Genomic DNA, 17459 nt, shown 5'->3' with positions numbered 1-17459 from the left:
GCTGGCGCACGATGACGATGCGCAGGGGTGCCTGGCCCGCGCCGGCACGGCCCAGGCACCCCTGCGCATCGTCATCGTGCGCCAGCGCTCGGACCGGCTGGCGATCCTGAAGCGTTATGCGGCCGACCTGGCCGGCGGCCTGCTGGCCGGCACCCTGGTGGCGACGGTGCTGGCCTTCGCCGTCGTCCGGCGCGGCATGCGGCCCCTGCATGACGTCATCGGCAAGGCCAACGACATCAGCACCCAAAGGCTGGCCAGCCGGCTCTCGGTGGACGACGTGCCGGCCGAGCTGCGCGAACTGGGCGTGGCCTTCAACGCCATGCTGGACCGGCTGGAGGAAGGCGTGCAGCGCCTGTCCGGCTTTGCCGCCGACCTGGCGCACGACCTGCGCACGCCGGTGAACACCTTGATGATGCAGACCCAGGTGGCCCTGTCGCGCCCGCGCGCCGGCGGCGAGTACGAAGCGCTGCTGGCATCGAATGTGGAGGAATACGAGCGGCTGGCGCGGATGATCGAGAACACGCTGTTCCTGGCGCGGGCCGACCACGCGCAACTGGCACTGCGCCGCGAGGCGCTCGATGCCGGGCGCGAACTGGCGCAGATCGCCGACTACTTCGAGATGCTGGCCGAGGATGGCGGCATCGAGCTGCGGCTGGATGCACGCGGCACGGTGCATGCGGACCCCGTGCTGCTGCGCCGCGCCGTCAACAACCTGATGGCCAACGCGGTACGGCACACGCCGCGCGGTGGCCACGTGGACCTGGTGGCACGCGAGGATGGCGAGGGCATGCGCATCGACGTGCGCAACACGGGCACCGGCATCGCGCCCGAACACCTGGGGCAGTTGTTCGAACGTTACTACCGCGCCGATCCGGCCCGGGCCGAAGGCGGCAGTTCCGCCGGGTTGGGGCTGGCGATCGTGCGCGCCATCATGCAGCTGCACGGCGGCATGGCCACGGCGACCAGCGCGGAAGGCGCCACCGTCTTCACGCTGCACTTCCCGCCGGCACCACGCCCAGCGCCAGCAGGCGCCGGCGGCGGTAGTGATTGAACAGTCGGTCCAAACCTTCGTCGCGCCCGGCGACCGGCGTGTCCGCAATGCTCGTCGAAGCGCTTGTCAAAATGTCTTCACCGGGCTGGCGCACGGCGTGTTGGGCGGCGTGAGCCTGCGCCTCGTACAAGGGCGGCCCGGCCCGGTCTGTGGTGTTTTCCTTCATGACTTTCCCTGCCTGTCAGGCCGCACGGCAAGGCCTGCGGCCAAAAAAAATGCCCGCTCAGAGAGCGGGCCAAGTCCAAAACTAGGGATGTCCTGAAAGAGACAGCTCAATGTTAAGGCCTGGCCCGGCGGTGCTCTGTGCGCCAATTCACATAAAACGGCTAAAGCGTTCGGTCCTCACCATGCCGGTTCGGTGCGCTGCCACGCATCGAGCTGGCCGATGCGGGCGAACCAGGCGAGCAGGTTGGCGTACTGCGCCAGCGGCAGGTGGGCCTGTTCGAGATAGGTCAAGGGACCGGCCACGGCGAAGTCGGCCAGGGTCAGGCAGTCGCCGACAATCCATTCGCGCCGTGCCAGGTGCGTGTCGAGCAGGCTGGCAACCTTGTGCATCTCTTGCGCCGCCACGGCCAGCGCGGCGGGATCGGCATCGGCCCCGGTGACACGCTTCTTCCACACGTGCTCCCACGTGAAGGCGCTGACGGGGACGGCGAATTGCGCCCCGGCCCAGAACATCCAGCGGTTCACGTCGGCCCGGTCGCGCACATTCTGCGGATAGATTTGCTGACCAGGGGTGCGGTCGGCCAGGTACTGCATGATGGCGCCGGACTCCCACAGCACCAGGCTGCCGTCCTCCAGCACCGGTACTTGCGAATTCGGGTTGAGCTCGACCAGCCGGCGGCGATCCTCCGCGCTCATCAGGTCGATCACCGTCAGATCGAGCCCGGTGCCCAGATGCCTGGCCACTGCCAGGGTGCGGCGTGAATTCGAGGACTGGGGGGCGTAGTACAGGCGCATCGGACTCTCCTGGTGGACCGGGCTTGCCGGCGTTGTCGATGCGTCAATGGTAGGGGATGCCGCTGTCAGTTTCTGTCAGGAGTCTTCCTGGATGCCGTGTTCGGCGCGCCAGCCCTTGATGAGCTGGTGGCGCGGGGTCGGATAACGCTCGGCGATGGTGGCGGCGGCCCGGATGCGGTCGATGCGGAAGTGGCGCTGGGCGTCGCGCAGCTCGCACCACGCGGCGAGCAGCCGGCGCCCTTCGAAGAAGGCCAGCGCGAACGGCCAGACGGTGCGCTCGGTGGCCTGGCCCGCCTCGTCGCTGTAGCTGATGCGCAGCTTGTGCTGGTTGCGGATGGCCTCGCGCGCCGGCTGCACGAACTCGTCGAACGAGGGCTGCGGCGTGTTGATCGGCACCCACAGGCTGGTGTCGGCCATGTGGTCGCGCAAGTCCTGGGGCGCGGCCGTGGCGATTTTCGCCAGCGCGGCGGTGGCGGCGCGCGCCAGGGCCGGATCGCCCTGCCCGCGCACCCAGCGCGCACCCAGCACCAGCGCCTCCACCTCGTCGGCGCCGAACATCAGGGGCGGCAGGAAGAAACCCGTCTTGAGCAGGTAGCCCACGCCGGCCGAGCCTTCCACGGGCGCGCCCAGTTCGGCCAGCGTCTGGATATCGCGGTAGATCGTGCGTTCCGACACGCCCAGCTGCGCCGCCAGCGCGACCGCCGTCACCGGGCGCCGGTTGGCACGCAGCGCATCCATCAGCTGGAACAGGCGGCCGGCGCGGCTCATGCGGGCCCTGGGCGGTACCCCGGCCACGTGATTTCCAGCTCGTAGCCGATCGAACGGGCCAGGCCATCCAGGTCGGGAAACAGGGTCGCGTGCGTGATGTTCATCCGGTACAGCGACAGCATGGCCTCGGCCCGGATCGCCGGCGGCAGCACGAACTTGCGCAGCAGCGGCGCCTGCGATTCGTACTGCCCGATGATGGCGTCGAGCGGCTTGTCCAGCACCCCGGGCACGACGAAGGTGCCCGACTGCGCCACCAGGCGGCGGTCCATCGCTTCCGGTTCGCCGACCCAGATGATCTCCTTGCCGTTGCCGGCGAAGTGGCGCTCGAAATTGCCGGGCACGCGCGGGTCGATCGCCTCGCGCCGCAGGGAGACATCGTGGCGGGGCGCGGCCTGCCACAGGGTGGGCGTATCGAGCGCGAACACGGCGGCACTGCGGTTGGTATTGTTCAGCGCGAAAAAGGCGGCCACGAAGGGCGACTTGGTAAAGTCCAGCATGCGGGTCGGCGCACCGTGGTGCTGCATCAGGGCCAGGCAGCGCAGGTCGTCGACCAGCACGCCCGCGTCGGGCAGGTAGATGTGCGCCTTGCGCCGGAAGATGCGCAGCGCCCGCTCCTCGCGCTGGCGCCAGGAGGCGCGGTCCGGCACGAAACTGTGCAGGTAGCGCGACAATGAACTCATCAGCTGCCAGCCGGCGTCGGGCAGGCCGCGAAAGGCCCAGCCGTCGCAGGCCGACGTCAAGGTCACGAATTCGTCCCAGCTGTCGATGTGAACAATATCCATGGCGCGCGTGTCTTGCAATAAGATAAATATCTTCCCACACGGCGGCGCAGGGCGTCAAATCCACGGTGGATCGCCGGGAGCGGCGATAATTGACAGCCCGGGCGATTCATGGCGAAATCCAGCCCTGATCAGCGCCGCTAACGAAAACGATAACTTGATGAGCAAAAGCCCCTCCCCCCGCAGCCGCGCCAGCGGCCGCGTCACCCTGAGCGACGTGGCCGCACTGGCCGGCGTCGCGCCGATGACGGCCTCGCGCGCGATCAACCAGCCCGACCTGGTGTCGGCCGTGCTGCGCCAGCGCGTCGAACAAGCCGTGCAGGAACTGGGCTATGTGCCGAACCGGGCCGCGCGGGCGCTGGCGTCGGCCCAGTCGAACGTGATCGTGGTGCTGGTGCCGTCGCTGTCGAACACCGTGTTCACCGCCGTACTGCAGGGCATCCAGGACGTGCTGGACGCCGACAACTACCAGCTCCTGATCGGCAACACGCGCTACTCGGATGCGGAAGAGGAAAAGCTGCTCAATATTTATATGCAGTCCAATCCGGACGGCTTCCTGCTCTCCGGCCTGACGCACAGCGCGCGCGTGCAGCAGATGCTGGCGACGTCGAAAGTGCCGGTGGTGTCGATGATGGACCTGTCGGACGACCCGACGCAGCTGTGCGTGGGCTTCTCCCAGTTCGACGCCGGCTACACGATGACGCGCTACCTGATCGAAAAGGGCAGGAAGCGCATCGGCTTCATCGGCGCCCAGTTGGACGAGCGCACCCTGAAGCGCTGCGAAGGCTACCGCAAGGCCATGCACGATGCCGGCCTGGCCGATCCCCGGCTGGAGCTGATGGTGCCCGACCCGTCCACCATCGCACTGGGCGCGGAACTGCTGGGCCGCATGCTGGCCAAGGTGCCGGACTGCGACGCCATCTTCTGCTGCAACGACGACCTGGCCCACGGCGCGGTCTACCAGTGCCAGCGGCGCGGCATCGCCGTGCCCGAGCAGCTGGCGATTGCCGGCTTCAACGACCTGCCGGCATCGGCCTGGATGAAGCCGTCCCTGACCACCGTCGGCACGCCACGCTACCGCATCGGCTACGAGGCCGCCACGATGCTGCGCGCGGCGATCCGGGGCGAACCGGCGGCCCAGACACACGTCGACCTGGGCTTTACCCTGATGGCGCGGGAAAGCGCCTGACAGCGTGGCATTTTCCCAGCAGCTTGCGCAGATTCCGGGACAGTCCCGGAATTTTCCGACCGAGCACTTGCGCAGGGCGCTTGAGCAATCGGCGCGCTTCCATTAGACTGGCATTTTTTGTGATAGCGCTATCAGAATGAATCAAGACATTGGCGGGAACCGGGAAACCGGCGGTAACGGCGCGCCACCGCGCTGGGTGGTGATGGGCGTAAGCGGCTGCGGCAAGAGCGCCGTAGGCATCGCGCTGGCGAAGGCGCTCGACGTGCCGTTCGTGGAAGGCGACCAGTATCACTCGCCGGAGAACGTGGCGAAAATGGCATCGGGCACGCCGCTGACGGACAGCGACCGCGTGCACTGGCTGGCGCAGCTGCAGGGCCAGATCCGCGCGGCTGTCGAATCGGGGCAGGGCATCGTGCTGTCGTGCTCCGCGCTGAAACGGCGCTACCGCGACCTGCTGCGCCAGGCCGACCCGCGTCTGCGCTTCGCCCACCTGGCCGGCAGCAAGGAACTGATCGCCGAACGCATGGCCGCCCGCAAGGGCCACTATATGCCGCTGTCGCTGCTGGACAGCCAGCTGGCCGCGCTGGAACCGCTGCAGGACGACGAAGCGGGCTTGCAGCTCGACATCCGCTTCCCCGTGCCCCGGCTGGTGGACGAGATCGTCACACGCTGAGGCCCACGGCGGCGTCCCCGGCACCCGGCGCCGGACACCGAATCTGCCGCCCGTACCGGGCAGGCAGCCTTCCTGATTTCATTGCTCGAGAACCGGTGCCTGACACCGAAGTGCGAACACCGGATTGCAGTGGCGCTACGGCACTTCGACGTCGAGCCGGTAGCGGCGGCCCGGTTCGATGCCGGCGATATGCGGTGCGGCCAGCAGTTCGCCGTCGCAGCGCACGGCGATGCCTTCACGGCCCGTGCGCTTGATGGTGACCTCGAACGTGGCGCCGCGGAACTGGCGGATGGCGTGCATGCCGGGCCAGCCTTGCGGCAGCCGGGGTGCAATGCGCAGGCCTTCGGCGTCGCCGTGCAGGCCGCACAGGCCTTCGACCACGCAGCGGTAGATCCACGACACGGTGCCCGTATTGAACAACTGGCTGGAGCGGCCCGCCGTGCGGGGGTACTCGCGCCATGCGCCCCGATAGTAATTCGGGATGAAGATGGGCAGCTGGCCACGCCGCAGGTAGTCGTCCTCGCCCGGTCCGGGAATCATCCGGCGCAGCAGGTCGTAGGCGCGGTCGCCTTCGTCCACCGTGTACAGGCTGTAGATGTAGAAGGCGGCGGCATGGTTGTAGACGGCGCCGTTCTCGGCCGAGCCGGGGTGCTTTTGCGTGACGCGGCCGACGTCGTCGCGCATGACCGAATACGGCGGCGCGAACATCTGCACGCCATATGGCGTGTGCAACTGGCGCTCCACTTCTTCCAGCATCAGGGCACGCTGGGCGTCGCTGGCGGCGCCGGACAGCATCGACCACGCCTGGGGATTGAGCCAGATGCGCCCTTCGGCATCGTCCTTCACGCCGAACACGACACCGTCGTCGGTAATGCCGCGCGCGAACCAGCGGCCGTCCCACAGGTGGCGGTTGGCCGCATCGTTCAGCTGGCGCGCGCCGTCGTGGAAGCGGGCAGCGCCCGTGGCATCACCGTGCTGCGCGCACATGTTGCCCCACAGCTTCAAGGCGTAGGCGGCGGCCACCGTCAGCCAGCCCGACACGCCACGGCCCTTGTAGCCCACCATGTTCATCGGGTCGCACCAGTCGCCCTGCGCGATGAAGGACAGGCCCCGTTCGTCGCGCTCGGTCAGCAGCCAGTCCATCGCCCGGCCGATGCGCTGCGCCACCGTCAGCGTGCTGCCGTCGGCCGCCTGCACGGCTTCGTCCAGCAGCGCCCAGTCGGCCGTCTCGTCCAGGTAGGCCTTCAGGCAGACGGGCAGCCAGACGCAATGGTCCGTGTGCGGCACCTGGTTGATGTACTTCAGTTCGGCCCCGTCGACCAGCAATATCCCGTCCGGCATCGCGCCCGTCGCCTCCTGCTGCGACAGCGCGTGCAGGAAGGCGGCGCGCGCCGTGGCCGGGCGCACGAAGGTCATGCCCATATTGTCCTGCAGGTAGTTGCGCGTCTGCGGGTCGGTGGTCAGGCGGTTGACGTCGCCGTGGTAGTAGACCTGGCGCGGCAGCCAGTGGTTGACGAAGTTGTCCAGTTCCGCGTCCGGGGTATCGATGACGAGGCAGCCGGCGCCCTGGGCGATATAGTCGGCATACTCGGCGCGCGCCCGGGCGAACGGGGCTTCGCCCAGGTACCTGTCGCGCAGCGCCGCGATCTCTGCATCGTCGAAGGCGGGGCCGAACAGGAAGCGGTAGTCCTCGGCCGCGCCATCGGCCAGCGCCACGCGGTACTGCACGACGGCCGCCGGCGTCTCGTAGCGGGCGTCGCCACCGGCCAGCGTCTCGCCCTGCAGTGCCGTGGGCGCATGCAGGCCGCCCTCGCCCTCGAACGCTTCCTGCGCCGTCTCCCAGGAATCGGGCGCGCGCTCGCACAGGAAATACGTCTTGTCCTTGAAGTCCTTCTGCTTGAAGTAGTCCGCCACCTTCTGGTAAGGCGTGACGCTGCTGGCGACAATGCCGCCCAGGTCGGGCCGGTATTCGGCCGACTGGTTCATCCACGACATGTAGCCGATGGGGAAGTAGGGATAGATGCTGAGACGACGCGGCCGGCCCGAGACGTTCGTCACCCGCAGCGACCACAGTTCGACGACGTCGTCCATGGGCAGGCTCATGATCAGCTCGACGCGGATGCCCAGGTGCTCGACGGTCCACCCCAGGTCGCTTTTCCCGGCCGAGAAGGTAAAACGCGCCAGTGGTGCGCGCACCGGCTCGTATGGCGCCGAGAACAGCTCGCCCGTCTCGTCGTCCTTGATGTAGAAGAAGCGGCCCGGATGGTGCGCGTAATACCCCTGCTCCGGCTGCATGAAGGTCTTCGCTTCCAGGTTCGGCGCATGGGCGTACTTGGCCGGCTCCGGCTGCATGAACTGGGCCACCGCGTAGCCGCGGCAGGTCACCTGGATCATCATGCGGCGGTTCCACAGGAAGCCGGCGGCGCGCGGCATCGCCGTGGGCGAGGACAGTTCATAGCGTTGACCGGCATCGGCCGGGCGTAATACGTGGGACGACATCGACTTCTCCATCATGCAACGGGGTGGGACGGGATCAGCTTGCGCGCGGCCAGCTCGGCCTGGATCGCCTTCAGGCGCGTGCCGTCCAGCTGGTAGCAGCACATCACGGCCACGGCCAGCAGCGCGAACACGGCGGGAATCAAGGACATCAGCCAGACGATGCCGGCCTGCGAGCCCGTATTCTGCGCCGCGTTCGGCACATAGCCCAAGGTGGTAAACAAGGTGCCGATGACGGCCACCGCCACGGCCGTGCCGAGCTTTTGCGAGAAGGTGGCGGCGGCGAACGTCATGGCGGTGGCGCGCCGCCCCGTGCGCCATTCCGTGTAGTCGGCCGTGTCGGCATACATCGAAAAGGCCAGCGGCGACTTCGGCCCCAGCACCAGTCCCAGTGCCCCCTGCAGCACGAACATCAGCCAGACCTGGTCCGGTCCGATGGCGAAGAAGGCGGCCGACAGCACGGCCGACAGCGACATCAGGACGATCATCAGCGTCTTCTTGTCGATAAAGCGCGTCAGCAATGGCGTGGCGGCGGCCCCGAAGGCGGCAGCGACCATATACGTGGGCACGAAGCTGGCCATCAGCTCGGGCCGGCCGACGAAATACTTGAAGTAGTAAGCCGCCGTCGTGGTGCGCAGCGTGATCGTCACCATGATGATCAGGGCCAGGAAGAACAGCACCAGCCACGGTCCGTTGCGGGACAGGTCGCGCACGTCCTGCCACACGTTCGACTGCTGCCCCGGCGGCGGCGCAATGCGCTCGCGCGTGTTGGCGAAGGCGACGAGGAACAGCAGCGAGGCCGCCACGGCCCATATCGCCATCGTCAGCTGCCAGCCCACCTTCTCGTCGCCCTGCCCCAGCCAGGCCACCAGGGCGGGCGTGGCGGCCGTCACCAGGGTGCTGCCGCCAAAGGCGCAGATGAAGCGCAGGCCGTTGATGGTCGAGCGCTCCTGCGGATCGGCCGACATCACGCCCGACAGCGCGTTGTAGGGAATGTTGATGGCGGTGTAGCAGACCATCATCAGGAGGTAGCTGCCGTAGGCCCAGGCCAGCTTGCCGTCATGGTCCAGGTCCGGGGTCGTGTAGGTCAGCACGGCGGCCGCGCCCAGCGGCAGCGCGGCCCAGATCAGATAGGGCCGGAATTTGCCGAAGCGCGTCGTCGTGCGGTCGGCCAGCGCGCCGATCAGCGGATCGGTGAAGGCGTTGACCAGCTTGATCGCGAACATCATCGACGCGGCGGCGGCCGCCGAGATGCCGAACACGTCCGTGTAGAAGATCAGCAGGAAGGTGGCGATATTGGCCCAGTAAAAATTGAAGCCCATGTCGGCCACGCCGTAGCTGATTCTTTCCCGCCATGACAACGCATTCGGATCGGCCATCGCCACCTTCATTTTTGTGGAATCGCAAAAAGGCTGCGCGGACGAGCCGCCCGGCTCGTCCGCACAGTAAAAACGAGCCGTTCAAGCGCGGCCGGCTCGCCCATCGGACTTTTCAGCGCAATGATAGCGCTATCAACAGAACTCCAGTGTAATCAGGGATTTTTTCGAAGTCAACAAGAAATCGGCCTGGCAAGCGGATCGGCGCCGAAAGCGCCGGACAAAAAAAAGCCGCCCCGAAGGGCGGCTCGACTGACCGGCAGCACGGCGATTACACCACCGCGCCATCCGTTTCGTCTTTTTCCTTGACCGGCTTGATCAGGTCTTCGCGCTTCACGCCCAGCCACATGGCGATCGCGGCCGCCACGAACACGGACGAGTAGATACTGAACAGGATGCCGATCGCCAGCGCCAGCGCAAAATAATGCAGCGCCGGGCCACCCAGGAACAGCATCGCCAGTACCGACATTTCAGTCGAGGCATGGGTGATGATGGTGCGCGAAATCGTACTGGTGATGGCGTTGTCGATCACTTCGTGCACGCTCATCTTGCGCTGCTTGCGGAAGTTCTCGCGGATCCGGTCGAAGATCACGACCGACTCGTTGACCGAGTAACCCAGTACCGCAAGGATCGCAGCAAGAACCGTCAGCGAGAACTCCCACTGGAAGTATGCAAAGAAACCCATGATGATGATCACGTCGTGCAGGTTCGCGATGATCGCCGCGACGGCAAACTTCCACTCGAACCGGACTGCCAGGTAGATCATCACGCCGACGATCACCATGACCAGCGCGTTCAGGCCATTTTGCGTCAGCTCTTCGCCCACCTGGGGGCCGACGAACTCGACCCGCTGCAGTGAGACCAGTTCCTTGCCGGCTGCGTTGACGCACGCGGTGCGCGCGATACGCTCGCCCTGTGCGGTGACCTGCTCGAAGTGACGTGGCGTACCCTGGTCCGAGCGGCACAGTGCGTCGAAAGCCCGGGACGATGTCGTATCCGAACTGGAGCCCGGCATGATCGGCAGGCGGATCATCACATCGCTGGCGGTGCCGAAGGTCGATACCTCAGGGTGCTCGAAGCCGGCGGCAGACAGCGACTGTCGCATCCGTTCCAGCTCTGCCGCCTGGGGGTACTTCACTTCCAGGACAGTGCCACCCTTGAATTCGATCGACAGGTGCAGCCCGCGGTCGAACAGGAAGAACACGGCGGCGACGAACGTCAATACCGACACCACGTTGAACACCAACGCGTGCCGCATGAACGGGATGTCTTTTTGAATGCGGAAAAATTCCATGAAATCCTCTAGCTGTATCTGATGCGTTGGCGATTACTTCGTCGCCTGGCCGGGTACCCAGACGGTACCGATCGACAGCGATTGCAGTTTCTTCTTGCGGCCATACCACAGGTTGACCACGCCGCGCGACACGAAGACGGCGGAGAACATCGACGTCAGGATGCCGAGGCAGTGAACCACGGCAAAGCCGCGGATAGGGCCCGAACCGAAGATCAACAGGGCCAGACCGACAATCAAGGTCGTCACGTTCGAGTCGAGAATCGTGGCCCATGCACGCTCGAAGCCTGCGGCAATGGCGGCCTGCGGCGACGCGCCTGCGCGCAGCTCTTCCCGCACACGCTCGTTGATCAGCACGTTGGCATCGATGGCCATGCCAAGCGCCAGCGCAATTGCCGCGATACCGGGCAGGGTCAGCGTGGCCTGCATCATCGACAGGATGGCAACCAGCAGCAGCACGTTGACCGCCAGCGCGACCACGGAAAAGACACCGAACAGCATGTAGTAGGCGATCATGAAGACCGCAATCGCAGCAAAACCATACAGCGTCGCATTGAAGCCCTTCGCGATATTCTCGGCGCCCAGTTGCGGACCGACCAGGCGTTCCTCGATGACGGCCATCGGCGCATACAGGGCGCCGGAGCGCAGCAGCAGGGCCAGCTCGGTCGAGTTCTCGATATTGCCCATGCCCGTGATGCGGAAGCGGCTGCCCAGCTCATCCTGGATGGTGGCCACCGACAGCACTTCCGGCTTGCCCTTCTCGAACAGCACGATGGCCATCAGCTTGCCCACGTTGTTGCGGGTCGCTTCGCGCATCTTGCGGCCGCCGTCGCCATTCAGGTCGATCGACACGGCCGGCTGCTGGTTCTCGTCGAAGCTGGCGGTGGCGGACGAAATGTAGTCACCCGACAGGATCACGTCCTTCGACAGCACGACCGGGACGTTCTTGCCGACCGTGAAGAGCTCGGAGTTGAACGGAATCGACGCGCTCATCTCGGTGCCGCGTGGGACGGTTTCGTCGACCAGGCGCACTTCCAGGGTGGCGGTGCGGCCGATGATGGACTTGGCACGCGCCACGTCCTGCACGCCGGGCAGTTGCACGACGATGCGGTCGAGGCCCTGCTGCTGGATGATCGGCTCGGTCACGCCCAGTTCGTTGACGCGCTTGGACAAGGTGGCGATGTTCTGCTTGACGCCATTGTCCAGCGCCGCCTTCAGTGCGGCCGGGCTCATGCTGGCCGTCAGGGTCAGGTCGGCTCCGCTGGTGCCGTCGACGAAAGTCAGTTCGGCCATGTCGGCCAGCGCCTTGCGGGCAGCCTGGCGGGTGGCATCGTCGCGGAACTTGACGACGATGGCGTCGCCAACGCGTTCGATGCCGGCGTGGCGTACATTGGTATCGCGCAGTTGGCTGCGGATCGCCGCCTGGAAGCCCTGGATGCGCTTGTTCAAGGCCGCCTTGGTATCGACCTGCATCAGGAAGTGCACGCCGCCGCGCAAGTCCAGGCCCAGGTACATCGGCAGTGCGCGCACCTTCTGCATCCACTGCGGCGTATTGGCCAGCAGGTTGTTGGTGACGATATAGGTCGGGTCGTTCGGGTCGGTGTTCAGGCCGCGTTCCAGCGCCAGCTTGGCCTTGAACTGGATGTCGGTATCGGTAAAGCGGGCGCGCACGGAGTGGCTGGCGCCTTCGTCCAGCGTCACTTCGCTGGCGGGCAGGTTCTGCGCCTTCAGCACCTCGGCGACGCGGGCGGCGACGGCGCTGTCGACCTTGACGGTGGATTTGCCGCTGGTGATCTGCAGAGCGGGGGATTCGCCGAAGTAGTTGGGTGCCGTGTAGAGCGCACCCAGCAGCACGACCACGGCAATGACGATGTATTTCCAGACAGGATAGCGGTTCATATTCTTCAGCGTTCTAGTGAGACTGGCGTTGAAACGGGCCTCGATGCGGGCGTCGATACGCAAACGGGCGGCCAGGCCGCCCGCGCGTGTCTTACAGGCCTTTCAGCGTACCCTTCGGCAGCAGGGTCGTGATCGACGCCTTCTGCACGACGATTTCGGTACCGGCCGCGATTTCAACGGTCACGTAGATGTCGCTGACCTTGGACACCTTGCCGAGGATGCCACCTGCCGTCACGACTTCGTCGCCCCGGGCCAGTGCGTCCATCATGGCTTTCTGTTCCTTGGCGCGTTTCTGCTGGGGACGGATCATCAGGAAATACATGACCACGAACATCAGAATCAGCGGCACGAAGGTCGACAGGTTGCCCATCAGCGAAGCGTCGGCGGCGCCGGCGGTTTGAGCATATGCGTTGGAAATGAACACGGGTGACTCCAATATAGTTAAAAAATGCAGCGCTGTATTCTAGCACTGGCTAAAGTCGCAAAGATTGGGCAAATGGCGGATATTGCAAGAACTTTTCATTCCGCCACCATTTGCCCGGGCGGCGGGTTTACACGCCCCGGGCGCGGTCGGCATGGAAAGCCTTGACCCAGTCCGGGAAGCGGTCCTCATCCAGGGCCTCGCGCATCTGGCGCATGATGTCGAGGTAGTAGTGCAGGTTGTGGATGGTATTGAGCCGTGCGCCGAGGATCTCCTGGGCGCGGTGCAGGTGGTGCAGGTAGGCGCGGCTGAAATTGCGGCAGGCGTAGCAGGAGCAGGTGGCGTCGAGCGGTTCCTTGTCGTCCTTGTAGCGGGCATTCTTGATCTTGACGTCGCCGAAGCGGGTGAAGATCCAGCCGTTGCGGGCATTCCGGGTCGGCATCACGCAGTCGAACATGTCGACCCCGTTCGATACGCCAGCCACCAGGTCTTCCGGCGTGCCGACGCCCATCAGGTAGTGCGGCTTGTTGGCCGGCAGGCGCGGGCCCACGTGGGCCAGCACGCGCATCATGTCTTCCTTCGGTTCGCCCACCGACAGGCCGCCAATGGCCAGGCCGGGGAAGTCGATTTTTTCCAGGCCCTCGAGCGACTCGTCGCGCAGCGACTCGAACATGCCGCCCTGGACGATGCCGAACAGCGCGTTGGGGTTTTCGCCCCGCTTGAACTCATCCATCGAACGCTGGGCCCAGCGCAGCGACATGCGCATCGACTTGGCCGCCTCGTCGATGGTGGCGGGACGGCCGTTGATTTCGTACGGCGTGCATTCGTCGAACTGCATGACGATGTCGGAGTTCAGCACGCGCTGGATCTGCATCGAGATCTCGGGCGACAGGAACAGCTTGTCGCCGTTGATGGGCGAGTTGAAGTGCACGCCCTCTTCCGTGATCTTGCGCATCTCGCCCAGCGAGAACACCTGGAAGCCACCCGAGTCCGTCAGGATGGGCTTGTCCCAGCCCATGAAGCCGTGCAGGCCGCCGAATTTCGACATGACGTCGTTCCCGGGGCGCAGCCACAGGTGGAAGGTATTGCCGAGGATGATCTCGGCCTTGATTTCCTTCAGCTCCAGCGGCGACATCGCCTTGACCGAGCCATACGTCCCGACCGGCATGAAGATGGGCGTCTGGACTTCGCCGTGGTTCAGTTTCAGCGTGCCGCGGCGTGCCTTGGTCAGGCCGGTGGCATCGGTCTTGTGCAGTTTAAATTCCAGCATGGGTTTTCCGTTAGGGGTTACGCCGGGCTCAGGCCCGGTTCGGCGTCGTCAGCAGCATGGCGTCGCCATAGCTGAAGAAGCGGTATTCGTTGGCGATCGCGTGGGCATAGGCCGCGCGGATCTCGTCATAGCCGGCAAAGGCCGACACCAGCATCAGCAGGGTCGACTTGGGCAGGTGGAAGTTGGTGATCAGGCGCGTCACAGTCTTGAACAGGTAGCCCGGCGTGATGAACAGGGCCGTGTCGGCGCTGCCGGCCGCCAGCGCGCCCGTCTGCGAGGCCGACTCCAGCGCGCGCAGGCTGGTGGTGCCGACGGCGATGACGTCGCGCCCGGCCGCGCGCGCCGCCTGCACGGCGTCCACCGTCGCCTGCGGCATCGTGTACCACTCCGTGTGCATCTTGTGCTCGGCCAGGTTCTCCGTCCGCACGGGTTGGAAGGTCCCGGCGCCCACGTGCAAGGTGACGTAGGCGAACTGCACGCCCTTGTCCTTGAGCTTTTGCAGCAGCGCTTCGTCGAAGTGCAGCCCGGCCGTGGGCGCGGCGACGGCGCCGGGCACCTTGTTGAACACGGTCTGGTAGCGCGTTTCGTCGAATTCGCCCGGCGCGTGCTCGATATACGGCGGCAGCGGCAGGCGGCCGTACTGTTCGATCAGGTCGAAGACGTCGTCCTCGAAGGCCAGCGTATAGAATTCGCCGGCACGCTCGCCGACGGTGACGTCGAAGGCATCGGCCAGGCGGATTTTCACGCCCGGGCCGGGCGACTTGGACGCACGCACCTGGGCCAGCACGGTACGGGTGTCGAGCACGCGCTCGACCAGCACCTCGACCTTGCCGCCGCTGTCCTTGACGCCGAAGAAGCGGGCCTTCAACACGCGGGTGTCGTTCATCACCAGCAGGTCGCCCGGAGCGAGCTGGTCGAGGATGTCGGTGAACTGGCGGTCGACCAGGCGCGCGCCGTCGACGTGCAGCAGGCGCGAGGCACTGCGGTCCGGTAGAGGAAATTGAGCGATACGCTCGGGCGGCAAGTTAAAATCGAAGTCGGATAGCGAATACATGACGTGTTCAGATGCAGTACGTGGCGGATGCCGAGAAAACCCCAAAAACCAACAGGCAACCCTCTATTTTACGCTACTGCCCAAAAATCGCGCAAAAATGGCTGAAACGAAGCAAAGCAAGCCCGCAGTAAAAAAAGCGGCGACCGCCGAAAGCAAACTGGCCAGACTGGGATTGCGCACCGATATGGACCTGGTGCTGCACCTGCCGATGCGCTACGAAGACGAAACGGAAGTCATTTCCATTCGCGAGGCCTGCCTGCGCGGCGGCCACGTGTCGCAGGTGGAAGGCATCGTCACGAGCAACGAGATCACGTACAAGCCGCGGCGCCAGTTCATCGTCCATATCGCCGACGACACGGGCGAACTGCAGCTGCGCTTCATGAATTTCTACGGCAGCCAGGTCAAGCAGATGGCCGAGGGCACGCGGGTGCGCGCGCGGGGCGAGCTGAAACACGGCTTCTTCGGCGCCGAGATGGTCCACCCGGCCTACAAGATCGTCACCGAAGGGGCGCCGCTGCCGACGTCGCTCACGCCCGTCTACCCGTCCGGCGAAGGCCTGTCGCAGGCCGTGCTGCGCCGTTCCATCGCCGAGGCGATGCGGCGGGTCGACTGGACCGATACCCTGCCGGCAGCGCTGCGCGAGCGCCTGCACCTGCAACCCTTCGAGCCGGCCATCCGCCTGCTGCACTACCCGCCGCACGACGTCAACGAACACGAGCTGGAAGAGCGCAGCCACCCGGCCTGGACGCGCATGAAGTTCGACGAGCTGCTGGCCCAGCAGCTTTCGCTGAAACGCGCGCAGCAGTCGCGCCGGCAGAAGGGCGCGGCGCCGCTGCACGCCATCGGTTCGCTGTCGGCCGCGTTCCAGGCCGTGCTGCCGTTCCAGCTGACGAAAGCCCAGCAGCGCGTGCTGGACGAGATCCGTACCGACCTGCGCCAGCAGTACCCGATGCAGCGGTTGCTGCAGGGCGATGTCGGCAGCGGCAAGACCGTGGTGGCGGCGCTGGCGGCCGCCCAGGCCATCGACAGCGGCTTCCAGGCCGCCCTGATGGCGCCCACCGAGATCCTGGCCGAGCAGCACTTCCGCAAGATCGCCGCGTGGATGGAACCGCTGGGCGTGCAGGTGGCGTGGCTGACGGGCAGCCTGAAAAAGAAGGACAAGCAGGCCGCCGTGGAGCTGGTCGAATCGGGCGCGGCCCGCCTCGTCATCGGCACGCACGCGCTGATCCAGGACACCGTGCAGTTCGACCGTCTCGGCCTCGTCATCGTCGACGAGCAGCACCGCTTCGGCGTGGGCCAGCGCCTGACCCTGCGCAACAAGGGCGCGGACGGGCTGGTGCCGCACCAGCTGATGATGTCGGCCACGCCGATCCCGCGCACCCTGGCGATGACGTATTACGCCGACCTGGAAGTGTCCGTCATCGACGAGCTGCCGCCCGGGCGCACGCCCATCGTCACACGGGTGATCGACCAGAACCGGCGCGACGAGGTGATCGAACGGGTCCATGCGGCCGCGCTGGAAGGACGCCAGGTCTACTGGGTCTGCCCCCTGATCGAGGAATCCGAGGCACTGCAGCTGCAGACGGCGACGGAAACCTACGAGACGCTCGCCGCCGCCCTGCCCGACCTGCGCGTGGGCCTGGTGCACGGACGCCTGAAGCCGGCGGAAAAGCAGGTCGTCATGGATGCGTTCACTGCGGCCGAGGTGCACGTGCTGGTGGCCACCACCGTCATCGAGGTGGGCGTGGACGTGCCCAATGCGTCGCTGATGGTGATCGAGCATGCGGAGCGCTTCGGCCTGTCGCAGCTGCACCAGCTGCGCGGGCGGGTCGGACGCGGCTCGGCGGCCAGCGTCTGCCTGCTGCTGTACCAGAGTCCGCTGGGGCCGATCGCCAAGCAGCGCCTGATGACGATGCGCGAGACGACGGACGGCTTCGAGATCGCCCGGCGCGACCTGGAAATCCGCGGCCCCGGCGAGTTCCTCGGTGCGCGCCAGTCCGGCCAGGCCATGCTGCGCTTCGCCGACCTGGAAACGGACGGCTGGCTGGTCGACCAGGCCCGCGACCTGGCGCACGCCTTGCTGCACGACGAGCTGCCCGGCAGCGCCGCCATCGTGGCAGCCCACCTGGAGCGCTGGCTGGGCGGGAAGGAAGAGTTCCTGAAGGTGTAAGGTGCCGTCGCCCCTGCGCGACACGTGTCGCATATAAGCATTGCAACCATGCGACAACTGTC

General features: G+C 66.0%; 14 protein-coding genes. 4 read left to right on the top strand and 10 right to left on the bottom strand.

All coding sequences use genetic code 11. The features are described 5' to 3' along the window. The coding region (locus GM672_RS12430; protein ID WP_155470845.1) for a heavy metal sensor histidine kinase at positions 1–1051 on the top strand (1051 nt) is incomplete at its 5' end. Positions 1052–1393: 342 nt separating this feature from the next. Here GM672_RS12430 and GM672_RS12425 read toward each other — a convergent pair. The 3 genes from GM672_RS12425 to GM672_RS12415 all read right to left on the bottom strand — a co-directional run bounded on the left by GM672_RS12425 (position 1394) and on the right by GM672_RS12415 (position 3561). After that, positions 1394–2011 (bottom strand): glutathione S-transferase family protein, encoded by a 618-nt coding sequence (locus tag GM672_RS12425; RefSeq protein ID WP_155470844.1) that lies wholly within the window; start codon positions 2009–2011, stop codon positions 1394–1396. Between the two features lie 75 nt (positions 2012–2086). Then, the gene (locus GM672_RS12420; protein WP_371867063.1) at positions 2087–2806 is read right to left on the bottom strand and encodes a helix-turn-helix transcriptional regulator; all 720 of its coding nucleotides are present in this window, start codon (positions 2804–2806) and stop codon (positions 2087–2089) included. Continuing rightward, on the bottom strand, positions 2776–3561 hold the full coding sequence (locus tag GM672_RS12415; protein WP_155470843.1) for an FRG domain-containing protein: 786 nt from the start codon (positions 3559–3561) through the stop codon (positions 2776–2778). The genes GM672_RS12420 and GM672_RS12415 overlap by 31 nt, the downstream gene beginning before the upstream one ends. A gap of 157 nt (positions 3562–3718) precedes the next feature. Here GM672_RS12415 and gntR point away from each other — a divergent pair, with 157 nt between their 5' ends. Continuing rightward, positions 3719–4747 (top strand): HTH-type transcriptional regulator GntR, encoded by a 1029-nt coding sequence (gene gntR, locus GM672_RS12410; protein WP_155470842.1) that lies wholly within the window; start codon positions 3719–3721, stop codon positions 4745–4747. 202 nt (positions 4748–4949) lie between these two features. Continuing rightward, entirely contained in the window at positions 4950–5420 is a 471-nt protein-coding gene (locus GM672_RS12405) for a gluconokinase (RefSeq protein ID WP_155470849.1), read from the top strand. Positions 5421–5555: 135 nt separating this feature from the next. On the opposite strand, the gene GM672_RS12400 is transcribed toward GM672_RS12405, so the two are convergent. From GM672_RS12400 to queA, 7 genes are all read right to left on the bottom strand, one after another. Beyond that, entirely contained in the window at positions 5556–7919 is a 2364-nt protein-coding gene (locus GM672_RS12400; RefSeq protein WP_155470841.1) for a GH36-type glycosyl hydrolase domain-containing protein, read from the bottom strand. Positions 7920–7930: 11 nt separating this feature from the next. Continuing rightward, on the bottom strand, positions 7931–9295 hold the full coding sequence (locus tag GM672_RS12395) for an MFS transporter (RefSeq protein ID WP_155470840.1): 1365 nt from the start codon (positions 9293–9295) through the stop codon (positions 7931–7933). A 268-nt stretch (positions 9296–9563) separates the two neighbouring features. After that, positions 9564–10586 carry a protein translocase subunit SecF gene (gene secF / locus GM672_RS12390; RefSeq protein ID WP_155470839.1) on the bottom strand — a complete coding sequence of 341 codons (1023 nt, stop codon included), beginning with the start codon at positions 10584–10586 and terminating at the stop codon, positions 9564–9566. 33 nt (positions 10587–10619) lie between these two features. Next, complete coding sequence (secD, locus tag GM672_RS12385) at positions 10620–12482, bottom strand: protein translocase subunit SecD (RefSeq protein ID WP_155470838.1); 1863 nt, start codon at positions 12480–12482, stop codon at positions 10620–10622. Between the two features lie 91 nt (positions 12483–12573). Further along, positions 12574–12906, bottom strand: coding sequence for a preprotein translocase subunit YajC (gene yajC / locus GM672_RS12380; RefSeq protein WP_170300038.1), 333 nt, complete (start codon positions 12904–12906; stop codon positions 12574–12576). 127 nt (positions 12907–13033) lie between these two features. Continuing rightward, positions 13034–14173: a tRNA guanosine(34) transglycosylase Tgt gene (tgt, locus tag GM672_RS12375; RefSeq protein WP_155470836.1), complete on the bottom strand. Its 1140-nt coding sequence runs from the start codon at positions 14171–14173 to the stop codon at positions 13034–13036. 28 nt (positions 14174–14201) lie between these two features. Beyond that, entirely contained in the window at positions 14202–15227 is a 1026-nt protein-coding gene (queA, locus tag GM672_RS12370; protein ID WP_155470835.1) for a tRNA preQ1(34) S-adenosylmethionine ribosyltransferase-isomerase QueA, read from the bottom strand. Positions 15228–15324: 97 nt separating this feature from the next. Between queA and recG the strand changes: the two genes are divergently transcribed. Further along, positions 15325–17397, top strand: coding sequence for an ATP-dependent DNA helicase RecG (gene recG / locus GM672_RS12365; RefSeq protein ID WP_155470834.1), 2073 nt, complete (start codon positions 15325–15327; stop codon positions 17395–17397). The last annotated feature ends 62 nt before the right edge of the window (positions 17398–17459 follow it).

The organism is Pseudoduganella buxea (assembly GCF_009720835.1).
Classification (GTDB): Bacteria; Pseudomonadota; Gammaproteobacteria; order Burkholderiales; family Burkholderiaceae_D; genus Rugamonas; species Rugamonas buxea.
Note: the sequence above shows the minus strand (reverse complement) of the source record. Positions and strands in the feature narration are given on the sequence as shown.

Bases quoted from the DNA above. Each gene is read 5' to 3' on its own strand.
- recG (WP_155470834.1), top strand. From the start codon at position 15,325: ATGGCTGAAACGAAGCAAAGCAAGCCCGCAGTAAAAAAAGCGGCGACC.
- secD (WP_155470838.1), bottom strand. From the start codon at position 12,482: ATGAACCGCTATCCTGTCTGGAAATACATCGTCATTGCCGTGGTCGTG.
- GM672_RS12425 (WP_155470844.1), bottom strand. From the start codon at position 2,011: ATGCGCCTGTACTACGCCCCCCAGTCCTCGAATTCACGCCGCACCCTG.
- GM672_RS12415 (WP_155470843.1), bottom strand. From the start codon at position 3,561: ATGGATATTGTTCACATCGACAGCTGGGACGAATTCGTGACCTTGACG.
- queA (WP_155470835.1), bottom strand. From the start codon at position 15,227: ATGTATTCGCTATCCGACTTCGATTTTAACTTGCCGCCCGAGCGTATC.
- tgt (WP_155470836.1), bottom strand. From the start codon at position 14,173: ATGCTGGAATTTAAACTGCACAAGACCGATGCCACCGGCCTGACCAAG.
- GM672_RS12405 (WP_155470849.1), top strand. From the start codon at position 4,950: ATGGGCGTAAGCGGCTGCGGCAAGAGCGCCGTAGGCATCGCGCTGGCG.
- GM672_RS12395 (WP_155470840.1), bottom strand. From the start codon at position 9,295: ATGGCCGATCCGAATGCGTTGTCATGGCGGGAAAGAATCAGCTACGGC.
- secF (WP_155470839.1), bottom strand. From the start codon at position 10,586: ATGGAATTTTTCCGCATTCAAAAAGACATCCCGTTCATGCGGCACGCG.
- gntR (WP_155470842.1), top strand. From the start codon at position 3,719: ATGAGCAAAAGCCCCTCCCCCCGCAGCCGCGCCAGCGGCCGCGTCACC.
- GM672_RS12400 (WP_155470841.1), bottom strand. From the start codon at position 7,919: ATGTCGTCCCACGTATTACGCCCGGCCGATGCCGGTCAACGCTATGAA.